The organism is Peptococcus simiae (assembly GCF_046097595.1).
GTDB classification, from domain to species: Bacteria; Bacillota; Peptococcia; order Peptococcales; family Peptococcaceae; genus Peptococcus; species Peptococcus simiae.
Genome location: NZ_JBJUVG010000006.1, coordinates 12,904 through 30,652 on the forward strand (window position 1 = coordinate 12,904; position 17,749 = coordinate 30,652).

23 protein-coding genes, 1 tRNA gene and 1 other RNA gene are annotated in these 17,749 nt (G+C 52.5%); 9 read left to right on the forward strand and 16 right to left on the reverse strand.

Annotated features, from left to right (window positions below):
* The first annotated feature begins 10 nt into the window (after positions 1–10).
* From leuC to leuB, 3 genes are read left to right on the forward strand one after another with little or no spacing between them, the layout of a single operon-like run.
* The gene (gene leuC / locus ACKQTC_RS05180) at positions 11–1,288 is read left to right on the forward strand and encodes a 3-isopropylmalate dehydratase large subunit (protein WP_408977368.1); all 1,278 of its coding nucleotides are present in this window, start codon (positions 11–13) and stop codon (positions 1,286–1,288) included.
* Positions 1,289–1,301: 13 nt separating this feature from the next.
* Positions 1,302–1,793, forward strand: coding sequence for a 3-isopropylmalate dehydratase small subunit (gene leuD, locus ACKQTC_RS05185; RefSeq protein ID WP_408977369.1), 492 nt, complete (start codon positions 1,302–1,304; stop codon positions 1,791–1,793).
* A gap of 11 nt (positions 1,794–1,804) precedes the next feature.
* Entirely contained in the window at positions 1,805–2,875 is a 1,071-nt protein-coding gene (gene leuB / locus ACKQTC_RS05190; RefSeq protein WP_408977370.1) for a 3-isopropylmalate dehydrogenase, read from the forward strand.
* 112 nt (positions 2,876–2,987) lie between these two features.
* Here leuB and ACKQTC_RS05195 read toward each other — a convergent pair whose 3' ends face one another.
* The 6 genes from ACKQTC_RS05195 to relB all read right to left on the reverse strand — a co-directional run bounded on the left by ACKQTC_RS05195 (position 2,988) and on the right by relB (position 5,666).
* On the reverse strand, positions 2,988–3,317 hold the full coding sequence (locus ACKQTC_RS05195; RefSeq protein WP_408977371.1) for a hypothetical protein: 330 nt from the start codon (positions 3,315–3,317) through the stop codon (positions 2,988–2,990).
* A 235-nt stretch (positions 3,318–3,552) separates the two neighbouring features.
* Positions 3,553–3,867 (reverse strand): YjcQ family protein, encoded by a 315-nt coding sequence (locus ACKQTC_RS05200; protein WP_408977372.1) that lies wholly within the window; start codon positions 3,865–3,867, stop codon positions 3,553–3,555.
* A gap of 6 nt (positions 3,868–3,873) precedes the next feature.
* Positions 3,874–4,161 carry a hypothetical protein gene (locus ACKQTC_RS05205; RefSeq protein WP_408977373.1) on the reverse strand — a complete coding sequence of 96 codons (288 nt, stop codon included), beginning with the start codon at positions 4,159–4,161 and terminating at the stop codon, positions 3,874–3,876.
* Positions 4,148–4,996, reverse strand: a complete 849-nt coding sequence (locus ACKQTC_RS05210) for a phage minor capsid protein (protein ID WP_408977374.1) — start codon at positions 4,994–4,996, stop codon at positions 4,148–4,150. The genes ACKQTC_RS05205 and ACKQTC_RS05210 overlap by 14 nt, the downstream gene beginning before the upstream one ends.
* A 183-nt stretch (positions 4,997–5,179) precedes the next feature.
* Positions 5,180–5,449, reverse strand: coding sequence for a type II toxin-antitoxin system RelE family toxin (locus ACKQTC_RS05215; RefSeq protein WP_408977375.1), 270 nt, complete (start codon positions 5,447–5,449; stop codon positions 5,180–5,182).
* The gene (gene relB, locus ACKQTC_RS05220; protein ID WP_408977376.1) at positions 5,439–5,666 is read right to left on the reverse strand and encodes a type II toxin-antitoxin system RelB family antitoxin; all 228 of its coding nucleotides are present in this window, start codon (positions 5,664–5,666) and stop codon (positions 5,439–5,441) included. The genes ACKQTC_RS05215 and relB overlap by 11 nt, the downstream gene beginning before the upstream one ends.
* A gap of 218 nt (positions 5,667–5,884) precedes the next feature.
* Here relB and ACKQTC_RS05225 point away from each other — a divergent pair, with 218 nt between their 5' ends.
* Both ACKQTC_RS05225 and ACKQTC_RS05230 read left to right on the forward strand, forming a co-directional pair.
* Positions 5,885–6,058: a LexA family protein gene (locus tag ACKQTC_RS05225; RefSeq protein WP_408977377.1), complete on the forward strand. Its 174-nt coding sequence runs from the start codon at positions 5,885–5,887 to the stop codon at positions 6,056–6,058.
* Positions 6,059–6,166: 108 nt separating this feature from the next.
* Positions 6,167–6,457 carry a site-specific integrase gene (locus tag ACKQTC_RS05230; protein WP_408977378.1) on the forward strand — a complete coding sequence of 97 codons (291 nt, stop codon included), beginning with the start codon at positions 6,167–6,169 and terminating at the stop codon, positions 6,455–6,457.
* A 190-nt stretch (positions 6,458–6,647) separates the two neighbouring features.
* Here ACKQTC_RS05230 and ACKQTC_RS05235 read toward each other — a convergent pair.
* Positions 6,648–6,720, reverse strand: a tRNA-Ala gene (locus ACKQTC_RS05235).
* Between the two features lie 324 nt (positions 6,721–7,044).
* Here ACKQTC_RS05235 and nadA point away from each other — a divergent pair.
* From nadA to ACKQTC_RS05255, 4 genes are read left to right on the forward strand one after another with little or no spacing between them, the layout of a single operon-like run.
* Complete coding sequence (gene nadA, locus ACKQTC_RS05240) at positions 7,045–7,941, forward strand: quinolinate synthase NadA (RefSeq protein ID WP_408977379.1); 897 nt, start codon at positions 7,045–7,047, stop codon at positions 7,939–7,941.
* A 24-nt stretch (positions 7,942–7,965) separates the two neighbouring features.
* A complete protein-coding gene (gene nadC / locus ACKQTC_RS05245) occupies positions 7,966–8,823 on the forward strand; it encodes a carboxylating nicotinate-nucleotide diphosphorylase (protein ID WP_408977380.1) in 858 nt (285 codons plus the stop codon).
* Positions 8,810–9,325, forward strand: a complete 516-nt coding sequence (locus tag ACKQTC_RS05250) for a transcription repressor NadR (RefSeq protein WP_408977381.1) — start codon at positions 8,810–8,812, stop codon at positions 9,323–9,325. The genes nadC and ACKQTC_RS05250 overlap by 14 nt, the downstream gene beginning before the upstream one ends.
* Before the next feature lie 16 nt (positions 9,326–9,341).
* Positions 9,342–10,145 carry an aspartate dehydrogenase domain-containing protein gene (locus tag ACKQTC_RS05255; protein ID WP_408977382.1) on the forward strand — a complete coding sequence of 268 codons (804 nt, stop codon included), beginning with the start codon at positions 9,342–9,344 and terminating at the stop codon, positions 10,143–10,145.
* An 81-nt stretch (positions 10,146–10,226) separates the two neighbouring features.
* Here the strand turns inward: ACKQTC_RS05255 and thrC are convergent, their stop codons facing one another.
* From thrC to dtd, 9 genes are all read right to left on the reverse strand, one after another.
* Positions 10,227–11,708, reverse strand: a complete 1,482-nt coding sequence (gene thrC, locus ACKQTC_RS05260; protein ID WP_408977383.1) for a threonine synthase — start codon at positions 11,706–11,708, stop codon at positions 10,227–10,229.
* 12 nt (positions 11,709–11,720) lie between these two features.
* Entirely contained in the window at positions 11,721–12,032 is a 312-nt protein-coding gene (locus ACKQTC_RS05265) for a YerC/YecD family TrpR-related protein (protein WP_408977384.1), read from the reverse strand.
* Positions 12,033–12,103: 71 nt separating this feature from the next.
* Entirely contained in the window at positions 12,104–12,655 is a 552-nt protein-coding gene (locus tag ACKQTC_RS05270) for a chromate transporter (protein WP_408977385.1), read from the reverse strand.
* Positions 12,652–13,206, reverse strand: a complete 555-nt coding sequence (locus ACKQTC_RS05275; protein ID WP_408977386.1) for a chromate transporter — start codon at positions 13,204–13,206, stop codon at positions 12,652–12,654. The genes ACKQTC_RS05270 and ACKQTC_RS05275 overlap by 4 nt, the downstream gene beginning before the upstream one ends.
* A 56-nt stretch (positions 13,207–13,262) precedes the next feature.
* Positions 13,263–13,438, reverse strand: a non-coding RNA gene (gene ssrS / locus ACKQTC_RS05280) — 6S RNA.
* A gap of 42 nt (positions 13,439–13,480) precedes the next feature.
* Positions 13,481–15,274 carry an aspartate--tRNA ligase gene (gene aspS, locus ACKQTC_RS05285; RefSeq protein ID WP_408977387.1) on the reverse strand — a complete coding sequence of 598 codons (1,794 nt, stop codon included), beginning with the start codon at positions 15,272–15,274 and terminating at the stop codon, positions 13,481–13,483.
* Entirely contained in the window at positions 15,249–16,538 is a 1,290-nt protein-coding gene (hisS, locus tag ACKQTC_RS05290) for a histidine--tRNA ligase (protein WP_408977388.1), read from the reverse strand. The genes aspS and hisS overlap by 26 nt, the downstream gene beginning before the upstream one ends.
* Before the next feature lie 122 nt (positions 16,539–16,660).
* Positions 16,661–17,284, reverse strand: a complete 624-nt coding sequence (locus ACKQTC_RS05295) for an MBL fold metallo-hydrolase (protein WP_408977389.1) — start codon at positions 17,282–17,284, stop codon at positions 16,661–16,663.
* Positions 17,281–17,748 (reverse strand): D-aminoacyl-tRNA deacylase, encoded by a 468-nt coding sequence (dtd, locus tag ACKQTC_RS05300; protein WP_408977390.1) that lies wholly within the window; start codon positions 17,746–17,748, stop codon positions 17,281–17,283. The genes ACKQTC_RS05295 and dtd overlap by 4 nt, the downstream gene beginning before the upstream one ends.
* Position 17,749 lies beyond the last annotated feature (1 nt).

Genomic DNA, 17,749 nt, shown 5'->3' on the forward strand with positions numbered 1-17,749 from the left:
AAGCCTGACCATGTCCAACCAACGTCCCATGACGATGACCGAAAAAATATTAGCTGCCCATGCCCATGTCCCCTATGTCCGTCCAGGTGAACTCATCCTGGCGGACGTGGACTTGGTATTAAGTAACGATATTACCTCCCCGGTCAGTATTGATGTCTTTGAAAAAGCCGGTTTTGACCAGGTTTTTGACCCGGATAAAATCACCATGGTCATGGACCATTTTGTCCCCAATAAAGACATCCAATCTGCCCAGCAGGCCAAACGGACCCGCGAATTTTGTAAAAAGCATGCCATCAAACAATTCTTTGACGCCGGCCGGATGGGCATTGAGCACGCCCTCCTCCCTGAACGAGGTATGGTGCGGCCAGGCATGATTGTCATCGGGGCCGATTCCCACACTTGCACCTATGGGGCCATTGGCGCCTTTAGTACCGGAGTTGGGTCAACGGACGTTGCCGCCGCCTGGCGGACCGGTAAGGCCTGGTTGCGGGTGCCTGAAGCCATCCGCTTTGAATTAAAGGGTGAATTGCAGCCCTGGGTCTCCGGCAAGGACATTATCCTTTACATTATCGGTAAAATCGGCGTAGACGGTGCCCGGTACAAGTCTATGGAGTTCACCGGCCCCGGGGTCTCCTCCCTGAGCGTTGATGACCGCTTCTCCATGGCCAACATGGCCATTGAAGCCGGTGCTAAAAATGGGATCTTTGCCATCGATGAAGCAGCAGAAGCCTATGTTTCCGACCGCACCGACGTTCCCTACACCGTCTACCAGCCTGATGAGGAGGCTGAATACAGCCAGGTTATTGAGATTGACCTCTCCAGCCTGGAAGTCACCGTCGCCTTCCCCCACCTACCCTCCAATACCCGCACCTTTAACGAGATTAAAGAGGATATTCCCATCCACCAGGTGGTCATCGGTTCCTGCACCAATGGCAAGCTCTCTGACTTAGCCATTGCCGCTGAGCTGATTAAGGGCAAGCAGGTTGCGGATGGGGTCCGGATGATTGTCATCCCGGCCACCCAGAAGATCTACCTGGAAGCGGTGGAAAAAGGCTATGCCCAGGCCTTTGTAGAAGCCGGCGCCGTCTTTTCCACCCCGACCTGTGGCCCCTGCTTAGGCGGCCATATGGGGATCCTGGCCGAAAATGAACGCTGTGTAGCCACCACCAACCGGAACTTTGTCGGCCGGATGGGTCATCCCTCCTCCGAAGTTTACCTGGCATCCCCGGCCGTGGCGGCCGCCAGCGCCATTACAGGTAAAATCACCTCACCGGCGGAATTAAACTAAAGGAGGCTGCACCATGAGCGGAAAAGTATATAAATATGCAGACAATGTGGACACGGATGTTATCATTCCGGCCCGCTATTTAACCACATCCAATCCGGATGAATTGGCCAAGCACTGTATGGTCGATATTGACGCCGACTTTGCCGATACCGTCAAGGAAGGCGATATCATCGTGGCCGGCCAGAACTTTGGCTGTGGGTCTTCCCGGGAACACGCCCCGATTGCCATCAAGGCCAGCGGCATTTCCTGCGTCATCGCCCGCACCTTTGCCCGGATTTTCTACCGCAACGCCATCAACATCGGCCTGGCCATCATCGAATGCGATGAAGCCGTCGACCGGATCGAGGCCGGCGATGAAGTCCAGGTCAACTTGCAAACCGGCGAAATCAAGAACATCACCAAAAATGAAAGTTACCAGGCCCCACCTTTCCCGGCCTTTATCCAGGAAATCATTCAAGATGGCGGCTGGATTAACTATATTCAAAAAGGCAAGGTCCAAGCCTAGAAAGGAGCCTTATGGAAAAAACAATTGCAGTCTTACCCGGCGATGGCATTGGCCCAGAGATCATCCAACAAGCCGTTAAGGTCCTCCAGGCCGTCGCCGACAAGTACCAACACAGCTTTCACATCCAGGAGTACGCCTTTGGCGGCGCTGCCATCGACCGCCACGGCCAGCCCTTGCCGGACGAAACCCTGGCCGCCTGCCAAGCAGCCGATGCCGTCCTCATGGGGGCCGTTGGCGGTCCCAAGTGGGATGACGTGCCCAAGGAAATCCGCCCGGAGAAGGGCCTCCTGGCCCTCCGCAAGCGTCTTGGCCTCTATGCCAACTTGCGCCCCTCCCGGCTCTTTTCCCAGCTAAAAGCCGCCTCTCCTTTACGGGCAGACATTAGCGAACAGGGCTTTGACTTTGTCATCGTCAGAGAACTGACTGGCGGTATCTACTTCGGCAACCACCAGACCTTCGAGGAAGATGGCCAAACCTATGCCGAGGATAACCTGCGCTATTCTGAAGCAGAAATCCGCCGGATCCTAACCGTTGCCTTTACCACCGCCCAAAAGCGGAATAAAAAGCTCTGCCTGGTAGATAAGGCCAATGTCCTCGACTCTTCCAAGCTCTGGCGAAAAATTTGCCAGACCATGGCCTCAGACTACCCCGATGTAGACGTCAACTACATGTATGTCGATAACGCCGCCATGCAGATTGTCGGGAACCCGGGCCAGTTTGACACCATCGTCACTGAAAATATGTTTGGGGATATTTTATCCGACGTTGCCAGCATGATCACCGGCTCCATCGGCATGATCCCCTCTGCCTCCATGGCAGAGGGCAGCTTTGGCCTTTACGAACCCATCCACGGGTCTGCCCCGGATATTGCCGGCCAAAACATTGCCAACCCCATCGGGACCATCCTCTCCACCGCCATGATGCTGGACTACTCCCTGGGCCTTTCCAAAGAAGCCAGGGCCATTGAAAAAGTCGTCGACCAATTCTTAGACCAAGGCTACCGGAGTGCAGATACCCTCACCCCCGGCATGCAGGAGCTCAGCTGCAGCGCCATCGGTGACTATATCGCCCAAGCCATTTAATAAAAAAGCCGCTCTTTTGAACTGACCCCCTAAAGTTGGACCAAGAAATCCGACTTTAGGGGGTCAGTTCACATCGCGACGACTTTTTCTTATCTGGAGATAAAAAGTCTATCTAATAATTATACAAAAGGGCTCTATAGCCGATGTGGTTTTCGCCGACGCCCTTCTTTAAGGCGTAGTTCTCCACCTGCATGGCTCGCATATCTTCCTGTAAATTTGCTAACGTCTGTTTGGTTTCTGCGTCTTCAGCCTGGTCTGCTTGCTGGTCTTTCTCCTTGTTCCTTTCCCGTTGGAGGCGCTTTTGCACAATGGCATCTACTTCAGCTTGGGTAAAGCGCTTCTCTTCGTCCCGCGGCGCCTGGTCCTCTGGGGCTTCGGTTTTTGTTTCTGCCGCCTGGTCTGCCTGTTCTTCTGCGGCAGGCGTGGTTTTATCTTCCGGCATTGGTTACCTCCTTGTTAACGTCCTGTAAGACGACATCCGTCACAGTTTTATGCCATAAGCGTTTTGGGCATAGAAAATAGACCTTTTAACGACGTGTCCAGGTCGCTTCGCGTCACCCAGCGTGGGAGATAATGGACCACCTCCTAGAGCTTCAGAACCATTGACTTGTGTCCCATCCGCCTCACCCCCCTTTGCTGATGATTGGCATGAAAAAACCACCCTTCCAGGTGGTTGGCTATAAGATTGTGTCCGCTATACCCTTGGCAAGGTTAGCGGCCTTTTGCATCATGCTATTCTCCTGCAAGTATTGCATACCTGCAAAAGTAATATGAACCTGGCTGTCGTCCACATAATGGACGCCATCAAAATAGTCCGTTATGCCCAGCCCCCTAATGAGGCCTTCTTCCTGCATTAACCTTAAGATATTATCCCTTTTTACGGGACTAATCCCAAGTTGTTCAGCGGAAATCCGGGTCATGTCCGGTTCTGGGCAGTCTAGGGCAGTGTTAAGGACCTTTAGGATACGGTAGATGATGGTGAAGTTATTCATGATACCTTACTCAACTAATCCCGCTAAAATACCTAGTGGATCATCGACAATCTTGAACTTTCCGCCGGGAGACGTACCATCTGCTGGACGCGGATTTGATAAATCATAAAGGTAATCTTCCTCGCTGTCATCGACAACCGCTAACAATCCACTTCTATTTTTGACAATGACATACTCTTTTCCGGACGTTAAGCCTTCAACACCAAAACTGGCACCGGAATATTTAACCGTACCGATGTATTCTAGTGGGATAGATTTATCTAATTCACATTGATATACCTCAACTGTCTGCATTTTTCCACCTTCTCCTGTCCTTTACTTTTGCCTCATATTGCTTCCCTTGATGCTCATACCAATGGACATCATGATAATATTTTTTAGAATCAATCCGCCCTACTTTTTTTGCCCAATCATCAGGTTTTCCGCCATATTGATCAACTAATCGCTGAACAATACGAATTTCTTCACCTTGAGCAATGGTTTTAGCGTAACCGATTTTCGCCCCGGATGGGATGAAGCTTTTTTCCCCAGTCCATTTATCTATAAAATCCAGCCGTCTTTGTATAAAGGGTTCTTTTAAATAAATGTCCTGCGCCCGCCTATGGCTCCATACGGCCTTGCTGCTTATACTTCTATTATACCCGCCAACTGCTGTTCGCTCAAGCTTAGGCCGGAGGTTAGCGGCCCTGGAGAATTTCCTGTAGGCCTCTCTTTGCCGACGCAAGCGGATGACTTGTTCAGCGACCTTGACATCCGGGGCTCCGGCTGCCTGGTAGCCGATAATGGTCCGCCGGGTCTTACGCATGTTCCGCTCCAGCTGTCTCTGCCGTTGGCTGGCTTCATAGGCGGTATAGGTCCGCCCTTCATATTCAAAAGGGGGAGGGTCTATATGCTCCAGGTCCTTTTTGCTATAGGTCCGTTCAGATAGGCCGGGGAAATAAGGGAAAAAGGAATGCCGGCAGTTCCAGCCACAAAGACCGGGCCCGCTGCCGTATTCTGTCGCCTCAATAAAATCCGGTAGGCCGGCTTGGTTGCCGTCTCCGGTCTTGTCTTTCTCTGCCCAGTAATAAACGCCTTCCTGCCAGTCAGCATGGCTGGGCCGGGCGCCTATGTGGGCAGAGACTTCCACGTAACAGCCTGCGTCGCATTGAGGTCCTTTAGGTATTCATCCACAAAAAACCACTGTCGATCATTCACGCCGACCGCCACCAGCTCTAATTCCGGCACGTGCCCCCTGCTTTCAATCGACACCTTCTATCCAACAAAGACACCACCTTTCTTTTGCATCAAAAAAGACACCCGGGTAGGTGTCTTATTTTGTATAAATATCTTTCCTGTGCCCTATAGCCAAGGCCAAAATAACAAGATCTCCATCTCTAATATCGCATATAACCCGGTAGCGGCCAATCCTGTACCGCCACAAGCCCTGGTATTCACCAGCCAAGGCTTTGCCCTTGGACCGGGGGTCCGCAAGGCCGTCCAGCTGCTTCTTCAAGTCTTTCGCCAGCATTAGACCGACATGCTTATCCATCTTCTTGATTTGCTTGTGAACCCGGTCGCTAATGATTAACCTATAGCCCACTTTCCAGCTCCTCTATAAGATCATCAATCCCAACCTCACGCGGGTTCTTTTGGTGCTCAGCCAAGGCCAGGATGCCGGTTTTATAGTCTAACTCATCTTCTATCTGCTCAGCTAAAGCCCTTTTGAAAAGCTCCGACAAGGGCCGTCCGGTGTGGGCTGCATAGCTTTTAAAAAGTTCTTCCTCCGACTCATTTAACCGCAAAGATACCACGCTCATGGTCATCGCCTCCTTGTCATACATTGTATATCAAAAAGACTTAATTTGCAATAAAAACGCATCCACGAGGGATGCTGAAAAGGAGAAAAGACAACTTTTTACACTTACATAGTATCACACTAAACCGGCATTTTAGTCCCGGATAAATCCCAGGATTAAGTCAACCACTTGACCATACCACCCGAGCCGATTTCGCCCTAGGCGCCAAAGGCGACAGCGTGATTGGCACCTTCATTCGTGACGGCGACATGGTGTTCATGCGTAATCAGTCCACCGTTGAAGAAGGCGAAATAGCCGCCGTTATAATAGATGACAAAGCTACCTTAAAGCCAGTCTACTACCATAAAGACTTCAACGCCATTGAGCTGCGCACCGTAAACGCAGCCTGCTGATCTTTAATCTATGCAGGAATCGAACTAGATCAACTCCGCATCTTAAGTAAAGCCATCACCTTTCAAAGTGACGTGAAGTAAGATTTTATATTATTTGCTCTAAAAAGATTGAAATTCTGCCATATTTGGGAGAAAGAAGAGCTCAATGCCCTCCCTGACGCCTGCAAAGAAGACGCCAGGCCTATCCTCTATCCCTTCTTCCGCCTGCCGGCCTTTACAGACATGCGCATAGGGGAAATCCCTAGCCCTACCCTGGAAAACGTTGACCTTGATAGTCAAGCCATCGAAATAAAACAAGTCCCCACCACAGACGACCAAGGAAAAACCATCCCGGCAACCCCAAAAATAAAAAGTCTGTCCGCCCCATGCCCATCAATACAGCCACCGCCACCACCCTAATAGAGTTGTATCGCCAAAAAGCAAAAAAACAGCCACCCGCTTTGCAAAATACCTGGAATCGTTTTGCTTAGGTTTAGATAATAGCTTTAGAGCTGAGTTTAAAACAGATCCTTTCAGTCCCATAGCATAAAAAAAGAACCGCTCTATAGAGCGGTTCTTCTCTTACTGTCCACGACAGTATTATCACTTATGGAGATAAGGGGATTCGAACCCCTGACCTTCTGAATGCCATTCAGACGCGCTCCCAACTGCGCCATATCCCCGAAGCTACGAGAATTATAATACCTCAATTCTAAGTAAAAAGCAAGTGTTTTTTTATCTTTTATTATAAATGACTGACAAAGGTGGCGGAAGCCGGTTTAAATATAGAAAAAACCTTAGCCCTACCAAGATAAACAGGCCTTTTTCACTTTTGTCGGACTCGCTTTAAAAAGATGGTCCCTTCAATCTGTAAAAACCAGCTATTCGAAAAAATATACTACTGACAAGACACTTGTCTTGTCCTTTTCCTGGTTTATGGTATCATGGAATCTGGTAAATGCGATTTCACAAAACTTTTACAATAAACAAGAGGATTGGAGATAGTTATGGATCAGAACACACTGGAAAAATTAAAAAAAGAAAAGAATGCGGTCATCCTTGCCCACTACTATGTCAATGGGGAGGTCCAAGCCGCTGCCGACTATGTTGGCGATTCCTTCACCTTAGCCAAGCTGGCTACAACCATTGATGCCAACCACATTATCATGGCCGGGGTTGAATTCATGGGCGAAACGGTCAAGATTTTAAACCCGGACAAGCAGGTCTACCTGCCGGACCCCACTGCCGATTGCCCCATGGCCCACATGGTCACGGTTGAGCAAATCGACGCCATGCGGGAAAAATACCCGGACTTGGCGGTGGTCTGCTATGTCAACTCAACGGCAGAAATCAAGGCCAAGTCGGACTATTGCTGCACCTCCTCTAACGCCGCCAAGGTGGTCGGGGCGATTGAAAGTCAAAACATCTTCTTTATTCCTGACGGCAACCTGGGCCGAAATATTGAGCCCCTCTTCCCGGACAAGCACTTCATCAACAACAAGGGCTGCTGCCCCATCCATGACCAGGTGACCCCTGACATGATCAAGTCCCTGAAGGAAGCCTACCCTGATGCGGTTATCCTAGCCCATCCGGAATGTAAACCGGAGGTCCTTGACTTGGTAGACTACAAGGGGTCCACCAAGGGGATCATCAACGCTGTCAAAGACTTGGACCGGGAGGTCAATATCATCATCACTGAAGAAGGAATCCGCTACGAATTGGAAAAGACCTACCCGGACCGGACCTTTATCTTCCCGGACTTAGTCTGTAAGGGAATGAAGCAGGTCCAACTCGATGATATCATTGATATTTTAAAAACAGGGAAAAATGAAGTCCATGTCGATCCCAGCCTGGCAGAACGGGCCAAACTCCCCCTAACCCGGATGCTGGCGATTTGTGGCTAAAACAAGCTGCAGAAAGGAGCCTGTATGACCAATCAGTTACACCATTTTTTAATCGATGACTATATCCTGGCTGCCCTCAAGGAAGACATCAATGAAGAAGATATTTCCACCAATGCGGTCATTGATGCCCAGGCCCGGGGCCGGGTCAAGCTCCTCGCCAAAGAGGAGGGCATCTTAGCCGGCCTGGCGGTTTTTGAAAGGGTCTTCACCTTACTGGATGCAGAAAGCCGTGTATCCTTCCAGAAGGCAGACGGGGACCGGGTGCAACCGGACGAAGTGATAGCCATCGTTTACGGGAAAATCCGCACCCTCCTGACCGGTGAACGGGTGGCCCTGAACTTCTTGCAACGGATGAGCGGCATTGCCAGCTATACCCGCAAGATGGCCGATATCCTGGCCGGGTCAAAAACCAAGATTGTGGATACCAGAAAAACCACCCCTAACTTTCGCCTCTTTGCCAAGTATGCGGTTACCGTCGGCGGTGGGGCCAACCACCGCTATAACCTCACAGATGGGGTCCTCCTCAAGGATAACCACCTTGAGGCGGCGGGCAGCATCCAGGCCGCTATAGACAAGGCCCGAGCCTATGCCTCCTTTGTCCGCAAAATTGAAGTAGAGGTCGAGAGCCTGGACCAGGTCCAGGAGGCCCTTGACGCCCGGGCCGATATCATCATGCTGGATAATATGGGCCCTGACACCATTAAGGAGGCGGTGGGCCTAATCCAAGGCCGGGCTCTGGTTGAGCTTTCCGGCAATATTAACCTGGCCAACCTCCACCAGTACAAGGACCTAGGCGCCGACCTAATTTCCAGTGGGTCCCTGACCCACTCGGCCCCGGTCCTGGACCTATCCATGAAGGAGTTATCCCATGACCCTGAGTAAAAAAGACCGGCTGACGGCCTTAGAAAAGCGGTTAAAGGGGACCGACACCCCCCTGCCCGGCGATGAGCTGGCCAAGGCCTTTGATGTCTCGCGCCAGGTCATCGTCCAGGATATTGGCCTCCTAAGGGCCAAGGCGGTGCCCGTTATCGCCACCAGCCGGGGCTACTATATCGAAGTGGCCAACGGCCACCAGCGGGTCTTTAAGTGCCGGCACCGAGATGACCAGATTACAGATGAGCTCAACCTCATCGTGGACCTGGGGGCCAGCTGTGAGGATGTCTTTGTTGAACACCGCATTTATGGCAAAATCAATGCCAGGATGGATGTAAAGTCCCGCAAGGACGTGCAAAACTTCATGAATAACATCTACACCAGCGTCAGCACCCCCTTGAAGAATATCACCGATGGCTACCATTTCCACACCGTCTCTGCTGATGATGAAAAGACCTTGGACGAAGTGGAAGCTATGCTGGAAAAAGAAGGTTTTCTAGTTAAAGAATAAGTCCGGGAGGAAAAAGATGAAAGAATTAGCAGTGATTGGTTATGGTGCCTTGGGAAAGATTTTAGTATCGGCCCTCTTAGACCGCCTCAAGGCGGACTACCGGCTGGTCGGTATCTACGACCAGGTGCTGGAGGGCGACTCCCTCCAGGTCGATGGGGAGACCGTCCCCCTCTTTCCCAGCTTTGAAGCTCTCATCCAGAGCCCCGCTGACCTGGTGGTGGAAATCGCCGGCGTTGGTGCGGTCAAGGCCTATGGGGAGGAGATTCTAAGAGCCCACAAGGACCTGGTCATTACCTCTGTAGGGTCTCTCGCTGACGAAGCCCTCTTGGCCCAACTGGTCGAGATGGCCAAGGCCAGCGGGCAGAAGATCCATATCACCAGTGGGGCCCTTGGCGGCTTTGACATCATGCGGACCCTCTACCTCATGGGCGGGGCGACCACTGAAGTCCAAAGTACCAAGGCCCCCAAGAGCCTGAACGGGGCCCCCTACCTAGCCGGCAAGGACCTGCCCACAGACGAAAAGGTCACCGCCTTTGAAGGCAATGCCAAGGCAGCCATCGCCGGTTTTCCCAAGAACACCAATGTCAGCGTGGCCGCCGGCCTGGTCACCTGTGGTGCCGACCAAACCCGGGTCCGCCTGGTCAGTGACCCGGAAAAATCAGGCAATACCCACCGGGTCACCGTCGAGAACCCTTCGGCTAAGGCGACCATCGAAATCAGTTCGAAGGTCGATCCCAAGAACCCCAAGTCCAGTGTCACTGCAGCCTGGAGCGTCCTAGCCCTCTTGCAGAACTTGGCCTCCCCTATCCAATTCTTTTAATACCATACAAAAAGCCCCCAAGGTCTGGATTTTCACCGGCCCTTGGGGGCTTTTCATCATGGGATTATTTATCAAGGGCCCTTAGGCCTTGGGCAGCAGGTCCATAAGGGTATCGCGGATCTCTGCAATCTCTATAACCGGGTGGGGCCGTTCTCCGCTTTGAGAGAGCTTGGCCAGGGCCCGGTGGACCGGGGTATTGGTCACTTCAGATAATTCCTTCATCAGGTCCAAAACATTGGCCTCGGAAACATCCTTATCCGGAGCCAGGGCTTCACTGACTGCTTGAACGAACTTAAAGGGGTTGGCCGTCGCATCGACCACCACCAGGTGGTCAGCCTTGGCAGCAGCTGATACGGCCACTGCAGTATGGGGGTCCAGGAGGTAGCGGCTGTCCTCAAAGACCCGGGCAATGACCTCTTTAGCGGTCTCAGCATCTGCATCGGCTGCGAGGATATCTTCGGCCATGGCTTCCTGCAGAGCCTGGGGAATGGTAAAGGTCCCAGTGGCTTTCAAGTCCTGCATCCACTGGCTGATTTGCTCCCCATCGCCGCCGGTTTTAAGGTAGAGGTAGCGTTCCAGGTTACTGGAAATCAGGATGTCCATAGAGGGGCTGATGGTCCGGTAGAAAGGACGGTTGGCGTTATAGGTCCCGGTGTTAAAGAAGTCTGTCAGGACATTGTTTTCATTAGAGGCGCAAATGAGACGGCCAATGGGCAGGCCCATTTCTTTCGCCATGTAGGCAGCCAGGATGTTCCCAAAGTTCCCTGTGGGCACAGAAAAATCAACAGGGTCGCCGAGTTGAATCTGCTCGCGCCGGACCAGGTTCAGGTAAGCGGCCACATAATAGACCACCTGGGGCGATAAGCGGCCCCAGTTAATGGAATTGGCTGAGGAAAACTGGTAGCCGGCCTGGTCCAGCTTTTGGATCATGTCCTGGTCAGCGAAAAGCTCTTTCACTGCACTTTGGCAGTCGTCAAAATTGCCCTTAACGGCCACTACATGGGTATTATTACCCTCGGTTGTTGTCATTTGCAATTCCTGCATGGGGCTCACGCCCTGGTCAGGGTAAAAGACAACCACCTGGGTGCCGGGAACATTCTTGAAGCCTTCCAGAGCGGCCTTACCGGTATCCCCGGAGGTGGCCACCAGGATGACCACATCCTTTTGGCAGTTATTCTTGCGTAAAGCGGTCACCAAGAGGTGGGGCATAATCTGGAGAGCCAGGTCTTTAAAGGCGGCTGTCGGCCCATGCCACAATTCTAAAACATAGCTGCCTTCCGTCAGTTTGACCAGAGGGGTCACAGACGGATGTTCAAAGTTTTCCTCATTGTATGCGGCTTCAACACATGCCGCGACCTCTTCTTCAGTGAAGTCATCTAAAAGGAGGCCCAGAATCCACTTGGCCAGGTCCTGGTAGCTATCATCCAGGTGGCTTTCAAAGTCAGCCAGGGCAATGGTTGGAAACTGCTCCGGCAGGTAGAGGCCGCCTTCAGGGACCATCCCCCGCATAATGGCTTCAGATGCGTGAACCGCTTTACTATTTCCTCTTGTACTAATAAACATAGTTTACCCTTTCTATTCTGGTTCCGTGCCGTCAGTTAAGTCCAGACGGGCCAAGGCAATCCGATAGCCATTGGCACCGTAATTCAAACATTTTTTGACCCGGCTAATCGTAGCTGTACTAGCCCCGGTTGTTTCGGCAATCCGGGTGTAGGTTTCATCACCGGAAAGCATGACCGCCACATCTAACCGCTGGGCAATGGCATGTAGTTCAGAGATGGTGCAAATATCTTCAAAAAAGCGATAGTATTCTTCCTGGCTTTCCAGGACGGAAATGGCCTGAAAAAGGCGGTCTAGAGATGGATTAGCTAGTTTTGATTCGTACATATTGCGCTCCTTTGCGGGTTTAACGCACTAAATTATGGCTATCATACCGCAAGGTCCGGATGGTGTCAATATTATAAAAAGCTGATTAGGATGCCTAGCGCCGCTGACCCGGCGATGATTTTGATTGGGCTGATGTGGTACTTCAGCGTGGCCACCACGGCCAGGACAGCCACTGCGACAGCCAAGGCATTGCTAAAGACGGGCAAGCCGGGAATCCTGGTAAAAAAGGCCGTCTGGCCAACACTCCAGGCCGCAAAGAAGATCATCCCGACCACCACCGGCCGGATGCCAATTAAGATTCGGTCCATAAACCTGGCCCCCCGCTTGGTATATAAGAGGCGGACCACCGTCATGACCAGGATAAAGGCCGGTAGGCATAGGGACAGGGTCGCCACCACTGCCCCCGGTACCCCGGCCAGCTTATAGCCCACAAAGGTGGCCGTATTGATGGAAATCGGCCCCGGGGTGCTTTCAGATACGGCAATAATATCCGCAAATTCAGCAATGGTAATCCAGCCCCGCTCCACGACCGAGTCCTGAATAAAGGGAACAATGGCATAGCCACCCCCAAAGCAAAAGACACCAATCATGAAAAAAATAGAAAATAGCTGCCAGTAAATCATGCGGCCTCCCTTCCGGCCCGGGTATAAATATAGCCGGCTAGGGCCCCAGCCAAGATAAGGAAGATGGGATTAAACAACGATAGGTAGGTAAAGACGGCAGATAGGATAATCAGGCTCCAGCCAAAAACCGTCTTGAGGCTTTGCTTACCCATTTTGACGGCTGCGCCAAAGACCAGGCCGGAAACAGCGGCCCGAATCATAAAGAACATGCTGGCCACATGCGGATTATTGCGGTATTTCATAATTAAATTGGCTAGAATCATAATGATTAATAAAGAAGGTAAGATAACCCCCAGGGTGCAGATTAGGGCGCCTAGGATCCCCTGCAGCCGGTAGCCCACCTGGGTCGCACAGTTGACCGCCATGACCCCGGGCAGGGATTGGGAAATCAGGATGATCTTGTCCATTTCCTTTTCATCGATCCACTTATGCCTTTCGCAGATATCCTCGTAAATGATGGGCAGCATGGCATAGCCACCACCAAAGGTAAAGGCACCAATTTTCAGAAAAACCAGGAATAATTCGCCAAGAAGTCGTCCGCTTACTTTCATGACTACCCCCTTAACAATAAAAACGATTGGACAGGTATCCAATCGTTTGTAGACAAATATTTCCCACATCGCCGTATGCACGCAGTGTTTTGAACCTGCTCAAGCAGGTGGGTGCCTCCCAGACGCCTTCTATGTAGCAATTAAGCCGCATATCCACCGCCCGAGGTCAGGCTCCCTATAAAAGTGTGTTGGAACAAAACTGACCACGTACATACAAACGTAGCAGGAAATTTATTTAAATATATTTTAGCATAGACGAGACCGCCTTTCAAGGCTACTGCTTGTCTTGGACCTCTTCTTTCACGTCCAGTTTTAGGTGCAGGTCCCGTAATTGCTTGCGGTCAACAGCCGAGGGGGCGTCTACCATGAGGTCCACAGCGCTCTGGGTTTTCGGGAAGGGGATAACGTCCCGGATGGTTTTCCGGCCGCCGATGAGCATGAGCATCCGGTCTAAGCCGATGGCCAAGCCCCCATGAGGCGGGGCCCCGTATTCAAAGGCTTCCAGGAGGGTGCTGAATTGGTCTTCATAGACTTCCGGGGCCAGACCCAGCAGGTCAAAAACCCGCTCCTGGAGGGCCCGGTCATGGATACGGATACTGCCCCCACCGAGTTCGACCCCATTTAAGACCACGTCATAGGCCCGAGAACGAATTTTACCCGGTTCGTCGGCAAAGGTATCCAGGTCTTCAGCGATTGGCGCTGTAAAGGGGTGGTGGACGGCGGTGAACCGGCCTTCTTCATCATCATACTCGAGGAGGGGGAATTCCCGGACCCAGAGGAAGTTAAAGGCGGATTCATCAATCAGCCCCCGCATTTCACCAAGTTTTAACCGCAGGTGGCCCAGGCTATCGGAAACCACCTTGAAGGAGTCGGCACCGAAGAAGATAATATCACCAACTTCAGCCCCCATCCGGTCGAGGATGGCTTGGACGAGGCTTTCATCCAGGAACTTGGTAATGGGGGACTTAAGGTTCCCCTCTTCAACGACAATATAGGCCAGGCCCTTGGCCCCATAGATGGATACAAATTTACCCAGTTCATCCAGGGTCCGGCGGCTGAGGTCTGCACAGCCCTTGGCATTGATGGCCTTGACCACCCCACCGGAGGCAACGGCCCCGCTGAAGACCTTAAAACCGCAGTCCTTGACCAGGTCAGAAAGATCAACCAGTTCGTAGCCAAACCGGGTATCCGGCTTATCACTGCCAAACCGGTCCATGGCTTCCTGCCAGGTCATTTGGGGGAAGGGGGTCGGCACGTCTTGGTCTAAAGTCGCTTTAAAGACATCCTTAATCAGGGCTTCAGTGGTGGCGATGACGTCCTCTTCATCAACGAAGGACATTTCCAGATCCAGCTGGGTGAATTCCGGCTGACGGTCAGCCCGGAGGTCTTCATCCCGGAAGCAGCGGGCCACCTGGTAGTATTTTTCCACCCCGGAAACCATCAGGAGCTGCTTGTACTGCTGGGGCGACTGGGGCAGGGCATAGAACTTCCCGGGGTTAACCCGGCTGGGGACCAAGAAGTCCCGGGCCCCTTCAGGGGTACTCTTCATCAGGATGGGGGTATCAATTTCCCAGAAGCCCTGGTCATCCAGGCTGCGCCGCATAGCGGTCATGGCCACATGGCGCATCCGCAGGTTGTCGCGCATTTCCGGCCGGCGGAGATCCAGGTAGCGGAATTTGAGCCGCTTATTTTCGTCAACATCCACATCGTCAGTCAGGTAAAAAGGTGGTGTTTTAGACCGGTTATAAATAACGATTTCACTGGCCACGACATCGATGGTCCCGGTAGACAGGTGGTCGTTTTCCATGCCTTCCGGGCGTTTTTTGACGGTCCCGCGAACGCCGAGGACAAATTCGCTCCGGATTTCTTCAGCCAGGGCAAAGGTTTCTGCTGAGCAGATTTCCGGGTTAGCCGTCACCTGAACAATCCCGCTCCGGTCGCGGAAGTCAATAAAAATAACCCCACCATGGTCCCGGCGTTTTTGTACCCAGCCGGTTAAAATAACTTCTTCTCCAATGTGTCCCTCTGTTAAGGCTGCACATTCATGTGTTTTTTTTAGTGGCAACATGCTTGATCCCCTTTTCCAAGTAAGTGACGAGTTTATCTAAATCGATTTCTGTTTGTTCACCGGTAGCCATCTGCCGCACAGTTGCAAAGCCGCCCAGCCGCTCATTTTCGCCAATGAGGACGGTATAGGCCACCTGCAGACGGTCGGCATTCTTCATTTGTGCCTTAAGGCTCTTGCCCATGCTATCCATTTCGACAGCGATGTCCTTAGCCCGAAGTGCCTTGGCCAGGGCAAAGGCCATTTTCGAAGCCTCGGCATCCATGGGGGCCAGGTAGACTGCCGGCGTCCGCCGCTGGCCAATGGCTAGGCCCTGGCTTTCCAGGATCAGGAGCAGCCGCTCCATCCCGGCAGCAAAGCCAACCCCCGGGGTATCCTGACCGCCACAATTATAGACCAGCTTATTGTAGCGACCGCCACCGCAGATGGCATTTTGAGCCCCGCTTTTTTGGGTCATGATGACTTCAAAAGCCGTTTGGGTATAGTAGTCCAGGCCCCGCACCAGGGTGGAATCCAACTCATAGGCAATGCCCACTTCATCAAGGTAGCCCCGCACCGCTGCAAAGTGGTCCTTACAGTGGTCGCAGGCATAGTCCAGGGTGGTCGGTGCCTGGGCGGCCAGGGCCTTGCAGCCCTCTTCCTTGCAGTCTAAAATCCGCAGCGGATTCCGGTGGAGCCGGTCTTTACAGGTATCACAGAGGTCTTCTTCATGCCCGGCAAAATAATCCACCAGGGCCTTTTCATAGGCCGGCCGACAGTCCGGACAGCCCACCGTATTTAAGGATACCTTCAAGTCTTGCAGCCCAAGGCGGCTGAAGAGGTCCACGGCAAAGGTGATGACCTCAGCATCAACAACCGGGGCATCGCTGCCTAAGACCTCACAGCCGAACTGGTGGAATTGGCGGTACCGACCGGCCTGGGGCTGGTCATAGCGAAACATAGGCCCAATGTAGTAAAGCTTTTGGGGGGCCGGGCCGGCGAAGAGCTTATTTTCAATATAAGCCCGGACCACTCCGGCCGTCCCTTCCGGCCTGAGGGTAATGTGCCTGAGCCCCTTATCTTCAAAGGAGTACATTTCTTTTTCGACAATATCGCTGGTCTCCCCGACACTGCGCAAAAAGAGCTCGGTATGTTCAAAAATCGGGGTGCGTATTTCTTCATAGTGGTACAGGGAGAACAAGTGACGAATGTGGGCTTCCAAGGCTTGCCAGCCCTCCACATCGCCGGGCAGTATATCATTAATGCCGCGAGGCCTGGTGGTCAGCAAAAAGATCCCCTCCAAGTAGGTATTACAATAAAAAACGCCTCGTCCACGGGGCAGAGGCGTTCTTAAACATTTCCGCTAAACTACATTAAATTGTAGTCATTTAAGCTATTTTTGTCAACGGGTCAAGCCTCCCAGCGGAAGTAAGGATTATGCTGCCGCTCAAAGGCCAGGGTGGTCTTTGGCCCGTGACCGGGATAAAGGACCGTATCATCGGGCAGGTCAGCCAACCGCTTTTGGACAGAGGCGACGATTTCTTCAAAGCTGCCGCCATCCAGGTCGGTCCGGCCGACGGTGCCTTTAAAGACGGTGTCCCCGGTAAAGGCAATCCCTTCCTTTTCCAGGTAAAGGACACAGCCGCCCCGGGTATGGCCCGGGGTATGGATGACGGTTATTTCCTGGCCGGCCAAGGGAATCTTGTCCCCATCAGTCATTTCCCGGTCAGCGGCCCGGGTATGGACCTGCATGCCGAAAAAGTCTTGTTGGCTGCCCAGCATGCCGGCATCGTCCCGGTAAATATAGACGGGGATGTCAAAGTGACCGGCAACGTCATCATTGGCACCCACATGGTCATAGTGGCCATGGGTATTGATCACCATTTTAGGGCTAAGGCCCAGTCTGTCGATTTCCGCAATAATCCGCCGGCCATCTGCACCCGGGTCAATAATGGCGGCTTCTTTACTGTCTTCCGCATAGACCAGGTAGCAATTGGCCTCAATGGGCCCAACAACTAAGGGTTCAACTCTCATAAGTCCTCTCCTTTATTTCTAAGCTGGGGCGTTTCTATAAGTAGGGTGACCGGGCCGTTATTGGTCAGGCTGACAGCCATGTCTGCCTGAAATTGGCCGGTTTCAACGGTCAGGCCGGTCTCCCGGAGCTGGTCACAAAAAAGCTCGTAGAGGGCATTGGCCGCCTCAGGGGGCGCTGCCTCTGTAAAAGAAGGCCGCCGGCCCCGCCGGGTGTCCCCGTAGAGGGTAAATTGAGAGACGGCTAAAATAGCCCCGCCCTGGTCTAAGACCGACCGGTTCATTTTGCCGGCCTCATCTTCAAAAATCCGTAGGTTGGCCACCTTATCGGCCAGCCACCGGCATTTGGCCGGATCATCTTCATGGGTGACGCCGACAAAGACCAGGAGGCCGTCAGCAATCTGGCCAATGGTTTGGTCTTCTACCTCAACCTTAGCCTGGCTCACCCGCTGAACAAGGGCACGCATA